The organism is Aeromonas dhakensis (assembly GCF_000820305.1).
Taxonomy (GTDB): domain Bacteria; phylum Pseudomonadota; class Gammaproteobacteria; order Enterobacterales; family Aeromonadaceae; genus Aeromonas; species Aeromonas dhakensis.
In genome coordinates this window covers 327,859-338,913 of record NZ_CDBH01000061.1, presented here as the reverse complement: position 1 = coordinate 338,913, position 11,055 = coordinate 327,859, and the positions used below count along the sequence as shown (strand labels likewise).

Sequence of the window (11,055 nt, the reverse complement as noted above, 5' to 3'; positions counted from 1 at the left end):
TGGGGGTGCGCAGCTCGTGACTGGCGAAGCGGCTGAACTCCTGCTCGCGGGCAAACACGGCAGCCACCTCCTGCTTGCCGGCCAGCAGCGCTAGCTCGATGTCCCTGAGCTCCTGCCAGGGGGCATCGGGCACGAAGTCCGCCTGATCCGGGGTGAGGTGGGCGACCCGCTGCTGCAGCCGTTGCAGCGGCCGGGTGATGTGGCGCACCAGCCAGATGCCGAAGCCGATGCAGCCGAGCAGCAGGGTCAGCCCGATCAGCCGGGTGGCCAGGTGCAGCTGATCCTCGTAGGGATCCAGGTAGTCGTCGGCGTCGTCGTTGAACACCAGATAGAGCAGCCCCTTACCGGACGGATGGGGCCGCACCAGGAAGTGTTTGTCCTCGTCCCCCAGCACGTGTTCGTAGAAGCCCGGGCTCTGGTAGGGCTTGAGCCAGACCGGCAGGCGGCCGGCCTCGGTCCAGTAGCTGGAGAACTGGCGCGGGCTGGGGGCGGGGGCCGCCATGCCGAGCCGCAACCAGTCGTCGCTGTAGCGGGTCACCTCCGCCTCCAACCAGTGGCGCAGGCTGAGCTCCTCCATCTTGTCCTCGGCCACCACCATCAGCAGGCTGATGATGACCAGCAGCAGCAGGCCGGCGCCGCTCAGGGTGAGGATCAGGCGACGGCGCAGGCTGGGCAGGCTCATGATGGCCTCCCTGCGGGCAGGGTCAGGCAGCACTGGCGGCCCATCATGGGGTCACCAGTCGATAGCCCTGGCCGTGCAGGGTTTCCAGCATGGGGGTAGGGAAGGGTTTATCGAGGGCGTTGCGCAGGGCATAGATGTGGCTGCGCAGGGCGTCGGAGTCCGGCTCCTCGTCGCCCCAGACGGTGTCGAGCACCTCCTGGCGGGTGACCAGAGCGGGGGCCCGGCGGGCCAGCAGGGTGAGGATCTGGAACGGGATCTTGCCGAGCTTGAGCTCGACCCCGGCCCGGGTGGCGCGGCCGCTGGCGGGATCCAGGGTCAGCTCGCCCACGCACAGGGCCCCCATGTCGCTGCGGGGGCCGCGCAGGGCCAGCGCCTGCAGCCGCACTTCCAGCTCCTCCATGGCGAACGGCTTGACCAGATAGTCGTCGCCGCCGGCCTTGAAGCCTGCCAGCTTGTCATCCAGGCTGTCGCGGGCGGTGAGAAACAGCACCGGGGTCGGGATCCCCTGCTCCCGCAGGCGGGCTACCGTGCTGAGGCCGTCGAGGCGCGGCATCATGACGTCCATTATGATGACGTCGAAGCGCTGCTCGGCCAGCAACTGCAGGGCCGCCTGGCCGTGATAGGCGCAGTCCAGCCGGTGGCCCGCCAGCTCCAGATAATCCATGATGGTTTCCGCGACCTGGGGATTGTCTTCCACCACCAGTATTTTCATGCTTTGATCTCCTGGTTCCGACCGCCATTTCACGGTCATCTCACACCGGATGAGGCATCCTGTGTGGCAGTGTAACCCCGAGGATCCCCGATGAAGAAGTCTCTCTGCACTCTCCTGCTGCTGATCTTGCTGCCATTCGGCGCTGCGCAGTCGGCGGAGTTCAAATTGACCGGCCGCACCACCTGGCAGCTGGGCCAACTGATGGTCAACGGCATTCCCTTTGTGCTCGACGAACAGACCCGCTTCAAGGACGGGCTGAGAGAGGACGATCTCGGCGGTACCTGGGTCGATCTGGAAGGGGTGGTCGAGGGCGAACTGCGGCTGATCCGGGAGGTCGAGAAGCTGGAAGAGGATGACGAGATGGATCTGGAAGGGCCGGTGGAACAGGGGCGGATCTGGGGTTATGTCACCTCGGACGACAGCCTGGCCCCGTTCGAAGGACGCTGGCTGGAGCTGGAGTGCAAGTTTGACGGCATGCGCCTGAGCCGCTGCCGCGAGGATGACTGATGCACGGCAAGACGAACCGGGCGGAAAAAACCACTCACCGGGCCCATAGTTAAACCTCGCACGGTTTGACCATGGGCCTTCTGCTATGACACGCACCTCCCTCCTGCTGCTGACACTGCCGCTCTGCGCTCTGGCCGCCGATGGCGAACTCTGGCTGGTGGAGCTGGAACACAACGATGGCCTGCGCCTGCAGTTTCAGGGGGCTGAGGTGGAGCTTGGGAGCGCCCCGGTCTGGCGGCTTGGTGAGCCGTGGCAGCACCCCTTGCGGCCGGGTGATCACCTGGCCCTGCAGGTGACTGATGGGGTGGCTACCCGGATTGAGCTGTTGGCGGCCGGATCTCCGGCGATATCAGGCCGTTGGCAGCGGGCAGAGGATCGTTTGCGATCCTTCGATGGTCGGCACCTGGTGCTGGCTACACTCGGCACCTTGTCGCTCGACCGAAATGTGCGTTGGGTCAACGGTTCGGCTACCGACTTGCACGAGGGTAGTGCGCTGGTGCTGCTGCGTTCTGCAGATGGAATTTTACGTGAGATAACCATAATTAATCCGGAAGAGTAATTCAGGAACTTCTTATTTAATAAACGCCGTCATGTCCTGGATTGATATTAAATTATCCCGCCAGAATAATTATGATTAATCCCTCAATAAAGTTGCCGCTCTAATTATTTTCCCGCCTTGTATATATTTTGTTTGTCATGGATGAATTTTGGTGGTTTATTTTGTCTGTGGCGGGGCTCATTGGAGTTCATGCCTGTCAAAATGAAAGGTGTTATTTCTGCATAATAAAAACTATCGTCTGTCTGAAAGAGGAATAAATGATGAATAAAATAATAACAGTCAATCTGGTGCTGTTGGCATCTTCATTGATGCTCGTCCAGGCCCAGGCGGCTGAGCCAGTCTATCCTGACCAGGTCAAATGGTTCGGTCTGGGGGAGGGAGTCTGTGCCAGCAGCTATCGCCCCCTTACCCGTGATGAAGCCATGAGCATCAAGGGCAATCTGGTCAGCCGTATGGGACAGTGGCAGATTACCGGGCTGGCCAATCGCTGGGTGATCATGGGACCTGGATATAATGGAGAAATAAAACAGGGAACGGCGGGTGAAACATGGTGTTACCCCAACGCCCCTATCTCTGGAGAAATTCCTTCCCTCTCCGCATGGAATATTCCGGCAGGTGATGAAGTCGATGTGCAATGGCGAATGGTGCATGACAAAGATTATTTCATCAAACCTGTGAGCTATCTTGCCCACTATTTGGGATACGCCTGGGTGGGCGGGAATCATAGCCCCTATGTCGGGGAAGATATGGATGTGACCAGGCTCAGCGATGGCTGGTTGATAAAGGGAAATAATGATGGTGGTTGCTCTGGATACCGTTGTGGGGAGAAAAGTTCCATCAAGGTGAGCAACTTCTCGTACACGCTGGAGCCGGATTCCTTCAGTCATGGCCAGGTTACCGAGAGTGGCAAACAGCTGATCAAGACCATCACCGCCAATGCGACCAACTACACGGATCTGCCTCAGCAGGTGGTGGTTACCCTTAAGTATGACAAGGCCACCAACTGGTCCAAGACGGATACCTACAGTCTCAGCGAGAAGGTCGGCATCAAGAAGACGTTCCAGATCCCGCAGGTTTCCAGCACTGAATACTCGGTCGAGATTTCTTCAACCCAGAGCTGGGCCGAACAGAAGGGGGGAGCGACCACCGAGACCGTGTCGGTCGAGGCTCGCCCCACTGTGCCACCCCACTCCAGCGTGCCGGTGCGCGTCGCTCTCTACAAGTCCAACATCTCCTACCCCTATGAGTTCAAGGCCGAGGTGAATTATGACCTGACCATGAAGGGGTTCCTGCGCTGGGGAGGCAATGCCTGGTACACCCATCCGACCAATCGTCCGACCTGGGAACATACCTTTGCCGTTGGCCCGTTCCGCGACAAGGCCAGCAGCATCCGTTATCAGTGGGACAAACGCTACATCCCGGGTGAAGTGAAGTGGTGGGACTGGAACTGGACCATCGGCGAGTATGGCCTGTCGACCATGCAGAATAACCTTGGCCGCGTGTTGCGTCCGACCCGTTCGGCCGTGACCGGCGACTTCTATGCCGAAAGCCAGTTTGCCGGCGATATCGAGATTGGGCAGCCCCAGACTCGCGCCGCAGCGGCTGTTCAGCAACGAAGCGCTTCTGCCGAAGGGGTGGCTCTCACCGCTCTGGAACTGGATCAGGATACGCTTGCCAGCGAAGGCTTTGGCAATGTGACCCTGACCATTACTCCAGCTCAATAATCCTCTTTAGCAGGCCACTTCATGGGGTCTGCTGCTGACGCTTGCGGTGAACCATTTTTCCATTGGGGAGACCTGAGCTCTTGCTATCTATGTCGCCCGGTTTTCTTGGCCTTCGATGATGCGACTTGCTGACGGAATGATTGCGGGTTGAGCTTCAGCCGGACTGAAAACGGGGACAGAGTGGTAGCGAATAGTGTCGTCTGACCGGGTGGAGATGCATAGCTAAAGCAGCGCCACTGAGTGGCGCTGCTTTTCCTGTCACTGAAAGTGCATGTTTTCGAGAGGGATCTGGATGGCGTTCCAGGAGGTGGCACAGGGGATTGCACTCGGATAGGTAAACTCGAAGAGTTTCTGCTTCTCCTTGTTTATGCCTTGAATGATAACCCTGGTCCGGTTGTCGGCTGCTGCATAGTTGATGAGATAATCCCCTTGAGCTGCCAGCTTGTCTTCATAGATGCTGGAACAGATATCGGAATAGATGCCATCGTCAAAACTCCAGACCACTTGAGCCGTCTTGCTCTGGCTGTCGATAGCAAAGATGGCGGTCTGGCTGGTGGCCAGATCTATGCCGCTCGGGGTGCCGATAGGGTTGTTGAAACTCCTTCGCCCGTTGTTGAACAACATCAGTTTGCCATCCTTGGTCATGGAGATGGCATGCTGTCCTACCGGTGTCTGTCCGGAGGAGAGCGACAACGCCAGCTTCTGCAGGGAAGGATAGGAGTACCAGTGTTTGGTTTCATCACCAAGCAACCAGATCAGCTTGCCGGTGTTGTAGTCCAATTTGACGACAAAATTTTCCCGGCTGGAGACTACCAAAGTGTCATCGGACGGGTCATAGGTAGCTGCGTTCATGTGGAACCAGTCAGCACCGTTTCTGACAAAATTGCTGGGGTCGTCCCCCTCTTGCAACATGTATTCAGAAAATATCTTGCCGAGATCCCACTCCTTGATGACCTTGCCGTCAGTATTTATTTCACTGAGGAAAGATTCTAATTTCAATGCACCATCAGTGGTTCCATCCAGTTCAATCAATATTCCATGCTTGCCCTGATCAATATTATGATGGAAATATGCATCATTTTCCATGGCTGTGCCATTGACTTCAAGTGAGGTTGCTTTCCCATAAAGAGTGGTAGCGTATATCAATTTATTTTTTACATCCCCTGTCAGAAATTCTCCATCAATAAACACTGATGACCCAGATGCTCTTTTTATATTGGCATCCCAACGAATTTCTCCATCAATATCCATGATGATAGGAGACTTTAATGAGCCTTTTATATAAAAATAACTATAAGTCGGTGTAGCAGAGGGTTTGATACTGATTCCTACGTTGTCATAGACTCCTGCGCTGTCGATATAGGTATCGGTGGCAATTGTCTTTTTAAATACATAGTTACTGGTATCAACAAACTGAATGTTGACGGTCACTTCATTGGTATAGGCGCTGTATAAACCAAAGATGGGAAGCTGGACTCTGTTGCTGGATGCATCATACAACCCATTGGTTAAAATATATTGCCAATCATATGTGGCTGTAACCGGTTTGGCATAATTTCCTACTTTGGGGTTTATGGTGAAAGCGATGCTTTTAATTTTACTATTATCCAACCCTGACAAGTCCAGTGCCGAAATAAAAACGGAGTCATGGATGTCATTTTCAACAACTTGGGTTGCAGGATCATACTTGAATTGTTCAGCCAGTGTTTTACTGTTGTCACTTCCTCCGTTACAACCATATAGTCCGAGACATACGAGACTGAACAAAAATGACTTTTTCATGTACATAGCAAACACCATCCCTGTGTTAATGAATTGCCCCAGTGTAGCGAAAAAATCAGGGTTGAGTAAAAAAATAAGCCATATATACTGGCGCCATCTTGTCGGAGTGCTGACCGTCGAACGACGCTAAGCTGAGACCGTTAATTCGGGATCCGTGGAACCTGATCAGGTTAAGACCTGCGAAGGGAAACAAGGGTAACTTGCGGGTTACCGCGCCGGGGAAGGAGCACCTTCCCGCCAGCCAGAGGCAGACCGCCTCTGGCCGCTACAGGCGCACAGGGGGAGGCTGCCCCTACCGGTCGTCCATCAGGCACCGGCTCTCCTGTCAGGGAGAGAGGGGCAGCAGGGCAGAAGAGATCCATCGCCCACTCCCCCGAGCACACCCCGCCGCAAGTTCATCTTCTCCTCGAACTCCAGACAAGCAAACACCCATAACTTCAACCAGTTAATGTGAGTTTTGCTATGTCTACCAATGTTTCTGATACCAATAAATCCAGCCGCCGCGAGCAGCGCTCCAGCGCCCAGACCTTTATCGATAACCTGAAGGGGATGGCTCACCCCAACTCCCGCCGCATCTTTATTGAAGGTTCTCGCCCCGACATCCGGGTGCCCCTGCGTGAAATCCAGCTGGCCGATACCTTCGTCGGCGGCACCAAGGAAGCCCCCCAGTTCGAGCCCAACGAGCCGGTGCCGGTCTACGACACTTCGGGTCCCTATGGGGAAGAGGCCGCCCCCATCGACGTGCGCCGCGGCCTGCCGCGCCTGCGCGAGGAGTGGGTGCTGGAGCGCGCTGACACCGAGGCGCTGGAAGGGCTGAGCTCCACCTTCACCCAGGAGCGCCTGGCCGACGAGGGGCTGGATCACCTGCGGTTCGAACACCTGCCGAGCGCTCGGCGCGCCAAGCCGGGCCGCCGGGTCACCCAGCTGCACTACGCCCGCGCCGGCATCGTCACCCCCGAGATGGAATTTATCGCCCTGCGCGAGAACATGGGCCGCGAGCGGGTTCGCTCAGAACTCTTGCGCACCCAGCATCCGGGTCAGGGCTTTGGCGCCAGACTGCCCCAGAACATCACCCCTGAGTTCGTGCGGGGTGAAGTGGCCGCCGGCCGCGCCATCATCCCCAGCAACATCAACCACCCGGAAGCGGAGCCCATGATCATCGGCCGCAACTTCCTGGTGAAGATCAACGCCAACATCGGCAACTCGGCGGTCACCTCCAGCATCGAGGAGGAAGTGGAGAAGCTGGTGTGGTCGACCCGCTGGGGCGCCGACACCGTGATGGATCTCTCCACCGGCCGCTACATCCACGAGACCCGCGAGTGGATCCTGCGCAACAGTCCGGTGCCCATCGGTACCGTGCCCATCTACCAGGCGCTGGAGAAGACGGGCGGCATCGCCGAGGATCTCACCTGGGAGCTGTTCCGCGACACCCTGCTCGAACAAGCCGAGCAGGGGGTGGACTACTTCACCATCCATGCCGGCGTCTTGCTGCGCTTCGTGCCCATGACCGCCAAGCGCCTCACCGGCATCGTGTCGCGCGGTGGCAGCATCATGGCCAAGTGGTGCCTCTCCCACCACAAGGAGAACTTCCTCTACGAGCACTTCCGCGAGATCTGCGAGATCTGCGCCGCCTACGACGTCAGCCTGTCGCTGGGTGATGGCCTGCGTCCGGGCTCCGTCTATGACGCCAACGACGAGGCCCAGTTCGCCGAGCTGCGCACCCTGGGCGAGCTCACCAAAATTGCCTGGGAATACGACGTGCAGGTGATGATCGAGGGCCCCGGCCACGTGCCCATGCACATGATCGAGCGCAACATGACCGAGCAGCTTGAGCACTGCCACGAGGCCCCCTTCTATACCCTGGGCCCGCTCACCACCGATATCGCCCCGGGCTACGATCACTTCACCTCCGGCATCGGCGCCGCGCTTATCGGCTGGTACGGCTGCGCCATGCTCTGCTACGTGACCCCCAAGGAGCACCTGGGCCTGCCGAACAAGGAGGACGTGAAGCAGGGGCTCATCACCTACAAGATCGCCGCCCACGCAGCTGACCTTGCCAAGGGCCACCCGGGCGCCCAGATCCGCGACAACGCCATGTCCAAGGCGCGCTTCGAGTTCCGCTGGGAGGATCAGTTCAATCTGGCGCTGGATCCCGACACCGCCCGTGCCTATCACGACGAGACCCTGCCCCAGGAGTCCGGCAAGGTGGCCCACTTCTGCTCCATGTGCGGGCCCAAGTTCTGCTCCATGAAGATCACCCAGGACGTGCGCGACTACGCCGCCAAGCTGGAAGCGGTGGAGATCAAGATGGTGGGCATGGACGGCCAGCAGGAGCGGGTCGTGGCCGAGGTGGAGAGCGGCATGGCGCGGATGGCCGAGACCTTCAAGGAGACCGGCGGCGAGATCTACCACCAGGCGGCGACCCTGAAGCAGGCCGCAGGGGAGGAGGCGTGAGCAGCGAGCGCGGGGCTGTCAGCCCCGCCGACCAGTCGCCCGTGACCGACTCTCGCCCTGTGGTCTGGACCATCGCCGGTTCAGACTCCGGCGGTGGCGCCGGCATTCAGGCCGACCTGCACACCCTGCACGACCTCGGCGTGCACGGCTGCTCGGTCATCTCCGCCATCACGGCCCAGAACTCGGTGGCGGTGAAGATGGTCGACCCCGTGTTGATGCAGACCTTCACCGCCCAGATCGACGCCCTGGGGCTGGATCTGCCACCCGCCGCCATCAAGATTGGCCTGCTGCCGACCCGGCTGCACGTGGAGGTGCTGGCCCGCAGGTTGTCGACCGTCGATGCTCCCTTCGTGGTCTACGATCCGGTGGCCATCGCCAGCACCGGCACCCCCATGGCGGAGCCCGGCATGCTGGCGGCGGTGCGCGAGCACCTGCTGCCGCGCCTCTCCTTGATCACCCCCAACGGCCCCGAGCTGGAGGCCCTGACCGGCTTGCCGGTCAGCAGCCCCGAGCTGGTGCGCCTCGCCGCACGGCGCCTGCGCGAACTCGGCGCCCGCGCCGTGCTGGTGAAGGGGGGCCACCTTGCGTGGGGCGGGGATCTCTGCCTCGACTACTACCAGGACGAGAGCCGCGAATTCTGGCTTGCCGCGCCGCGCCTCGATACCCGCCACGGCCACGGCACCGGCTGCTGCTACGCCAGCGCCATCGCCGCCGTGGTGGCACAGGACTACCCGGTGGAAGACGCCATCACCCTGGCGCGCGCCTACCTGCAACAGGGCTTGGCGGCGGCACAGGGGGTGGGGGCAGGCCCAGGCCCCATCGCCCACCTGGGTTGGCCAGACAATCTCGCCCACTTCCCCCGTGCCGTATTGGCGGGATCAAAGCTCGATCGCCGTTTCGGCCTGTATGAGGCGAGCAGCGCCCGCCTGCCGCAGGGCCCCTTCGCGCCGACCGAACAGAGCCTCGGCCTCTATCCGGTGGTGGATTCGGTCAAGTGGCTCAAGCGCCTGCTGGGGCAGGGGGTCAAGACCATCCAGCTGCGCATCAAGGATCTGCCCGCCGCCCAGGTGGCGCCGGCCATTGCCGAGGCGGTCGCGCTCGGTCGCCGTCATGGGGCACGGCTCTTTATCAACGACTACTGGCAGCAGGCCATCGAGGCGGGCGCCTGGGGCGTGCACCTGGGGCAGGAGGACATGGAGACCTCCGATCTCGCCGCCATTCAGGCCGCCGGGCTGCGCCTTGGCATATCCACCCACGGTTACTTCGAGCTGATGCGGGCCCGCGAGCTGGCCCCCTCCTATATCGCACTCGGCCATATCTTCCCGACCAACACCAAGGCGATGCCTTCGCGCCCCCAGGGGCTGGAGCGGCTGCACCGCTACCGCGCCCTGATGTGCGACTGGCCGACGGTCGCCATCGGCGGCATCAGCGAGGAGCGGGTGGCGGCGGTCAAGGGGAGCGGGGTCGGCAGCATTGCGCTGGTCTCGGCCATCACTGCCAGCGACGACTGGCAGGGAGCGACCGAGTGGCTGCTCGCGGCCGTGGGGGCAGGGGATGAGCCGCGCTCGGCCACTGACATAAGAGAGGTGGAACATGCGCTCTGATGCCACGTCTCTCAGTGACGAAGAGTATTTGCGCTATGGTCGCCAGCTGATGCTGGGGGAGATCGGGGAAGACGGTCAGGCGCGGCTAAAAGGCAAATCCGTGTTGATCGTGGGCCTGGGCGGGCTCGGCTCGCCGCTGGCCCTCTATCTGGCCGGGGCTGGTGTGGGCACCTTGTGGCTCGCCGATGGCGACACGGTGGATTCCAGCAATCTGCCGCGCCAGATCCTGTTCGATGTTGATGCGGTCAACCACTCCAAGGCGGAGCTGGCCCGCGAGCGCTTGGCCGCCCACAACCCGCTGGTGGAGCTGATTGCCATCAACCAGCGGCTCGATGCCGCCAGCCTGCCCGGTTTTGTGGCCGAGGTGGATCTGGTTGTCGACTGCTGCGACAACCTGGCCACCCGCCAGGCCATCAACGCCGCCTGCGTGGCTCAGGGCAAGCCCTGGATCTCCGCCGCGGCGGTGGGTTGGCAGGGGCAGCTGATGGCACGAGTAAACAGCGATCACGCCTGCTACGCCTGCCTCTATCCGCAGGATACGAAAGTCAGTCAGAGCTGCGAGACCAGCGGCGTCACCGGCCCGCTGGTCGGGGTGATGGGCACCCTGCAGGCGCTGGAGGCACTGAAACTGTTGCTCGGCCTGCCGAGCCCGGTCGCCGGCACATTGCGCCGCTTCGATGCGCTGGCCCATCAGTGGCAGACCCTCACTCTGGCCCCCGATCCCGATTGCCCGGTTTGCGGGCCGCACAAGGAGATCACCCCATGACCTTGACCATTCGACTCAATGATGAAGCCCAGCCGCTGGCGGCAGGGCAGAGTGTCGCCGACCTGCTGGCGGCGCAAGACGTTAATCCACAGGGGGTAGCGGTGGCCCTTAACGGCGCCGTGCTGCCACGTGGCCGCTGGGCCGAGACCCGTCTCAATGATGGGGACGAACTTCACCTCTTTACCGCCATTGCAGGAGGCTGACCCATGATGCTCACAGTCCCATCTTCGCGTGCTCTGCCTTGCTGCGGGGCCTCATCTCTTCT

The 11,055-nt window shown here is 60.5% G+C and carries 9 protein-coding genes, 1 pseudogene and 1 riboswitch; of the genes and pseudogenes, 7 read left to right on the top strand and 3 right to left on the bottom strand.

Translation table 11 applies throughout. The features are described 5' to 3' along the window. Positions 1-682: pseudogene (locus BN1143_RS17745) on the bottom strand (HAMP domain-containing protein); the annotation flags it as partial. Between the two features lie 43 nt (positions 683-725). Continuing rightward, on the bottom strand, positions 726-1,394 hold the full coding sequence (locus tag BN1143_RS22680; protein WP_016349215.1) for a response regulator transcription factor: 669 nt from the start codon (positions 1,392-1,394) through the stop codon (positions 726-728). Between the two features lie 90 nt (positions 1,395-1,484). Between BN1143_RS22680 and BN1143_RS22675 the strand changes: the two genes are divergently transcribed. The 3 genes from BN1143_RS22675 (at position 1,485) to BN1143_RS17725 (ending at position 4,184) form a co-directional block, all read left to right on the top strand. After that, a complete protein-coding gene (locus BN1143_RS22675; protein WP_010635345.1) occupies positions 1,485-1,901 on the top strand; it encodes a hypothetical protein in 417 nt (138 codons plus the stop codon). Between the two features lie 85 nt (positions 1,902-1,986). Next, positions 1,987-2,460, top strand: coding sequence for a hypothetical protein (locus BN1143_RS17730; protein WP_042051567.1), 474 nt, complete (start codon positions 1,987-1,989; stop codon positions 2,458-2,460). Positions 2,461-2,720: 260 nt separating this feature from the next. Continuing rightward, positions 2,721-4,184: an aerolysin family beta-barrel pore-forming toxin gene (locus BN1143_RS17725; protein WP_197069883.1), complete on the top strand. Its 1,464-nt coding sequence runs from the start codon at positions 2,721-2,723 to the stop codon at positions 4,182-4,184. 258 nt (positions 4,185-4,442) lie between these two features. Here BN1143_RS17725 and BN1143_RS22135 read toward each other — a convergent pair whose 3' ends face one another. Then, positions 4,443-5,972 carry an aryl-sulfate sulfotransferase gene (locus tag BN1143_RS22135; RefSeq protein ID WP_197069881.1) on the bottom strand — a complete coding sequence of 510 codons (1,530 nt, stop codon included), beginning with the start codon at positions 5,970-5,972 and terminating at the stop codon, positions 4,443-4,445. A gap of 86 nt (positions 5,973-6,058) precedes the next feature. Then, a riboswitch (TPP riboswitch) is annotated at positions 6,059-6,172 on the top strand. A 256-nt stretch (positions 6,173-6,428) separates the two neighbouring features. On the opposite strand from BN1143_RS22135, the gene thiC reads away from it, so the two are divergent. Genes thiC through thiS form a run of 4 tightly spaced genes read left to right on the top strand, consistent with a single transcriptional unit; the run spans position 6,429 to position 10,993 of the window. Further along, positions 6,429-8,420 carry a phosphomethylpyrimidine synthase ThiC gene (gene thiC / locus BN1143_RS17715; protein ID WP_042051562.1) on the top strand — a complete coding sequence of 664 codons (1,992 nt, stop codon included), beginning with the start codon at positions 6,429-6,431 and terminating at the stop codon, positions 8,418-8,420. Next, positions 8,417-10,024 carry a thiamine phosphate synthase gene (gene thiE, locus BN1143_RS17710; protein ID WP_042051561.1) on the top strand — a complete coding sequence of 536 codons (1,608 nt, stop codon included), beginning with the start codon at positions 8,417-8,419 and terminating at the stop codon, positions 10,022-10,024. The genes thiC and thiE overlap by 4 nt, the downstream gene beginning before the upstream one ends. Continuing rightward, positions 10,014-10,790: a HesA/MoeB/ThiF family protein gene (locus tag BN1143_RS17705; protein ID WP_042051560.1), complete on the top strand. Its 777-nt coding sequence runs from the start codon at positions 10,014-10,016 to the stop codon at positions 10,788-10,790. Before thiE ends, BN1143_RS17705 begins: the two co-directional genes overlap by 11 nt. Continuing rightward, on the top strand, positions 10,787-10,993 hold the full coding sequence (gene thiS, locus BN1143_RS17700) for a sulfur carrier protein ThiS (RefSeq protein ID WP_042051559.1): 207 nt from the start codon (positions 10,787-10,789) through the stop codon (positions 10,991-10,993). Before BN1143_RS17705 ends, thiS begins: the two co-directional genes overlap by 4 nt. The last annotated feature ends 62 nt before the right edge of the window (positions 10,994-11,055 follow it).

Bases quoted from the DNA above. Each gene is read 5' to 3' on its own strand.
- BN1143_RS22680 (WP_016349215.1), bottom strand. From the start codon at position 1,394: ATGAAAATACTGGTGGTGGAAGACAATCCCCAGGTCGCGGAAACCATC.
- BN1143_RS22675 (WP_010635345.1), top strand. From the start codon at position 1,485: ATGAAGAAGTCTCTCTGCACTCTCCTGCTGCTGATCTTGCTGCCATTC.
- BN1143_RS17730 (WP_042051567.1), top strand. From the start codon at position 1,987: ATGACACGCACCTCCCTCCTGCTGCTGACACTGCCGCTCTGCGCTCTG.
- BN1143_RS17725 (WP_197069883.1), top strand. From the start codon at position 2,721: ATGAATAAAATAATAACAGTCAATCTGGTGCTGTTGGCATCTTCATTG.
- BN1143_RS22135 (WP_197069881.1), bottom strand. From the start codon at position 5,972: ATGTACATGAAAAAGTCATTTTTGTTCAGTCTCGTATGTCTCGGACTA.
- thiC (WP_042051562.1), top strand. From the start codon at position 6,429: ATGTCTACCAATGTTTCTGATACCAATAAATCCAGCCGCCGCGAGCAG.
- BN1143_RS17705 (WP_042051560.1), top strand. From the start codon at position 10,014: ATGCGCTCTGATGCCACGTCTCTCAGTGACGAAGAGTATTTGCGCTAT.
- thiS (WP_042051559.1), top strand. From the start codon at position 10,787: ATGACCTTGACCATTCGACTCAATGATGAAGCCCAGCCGCTGGCGGCA.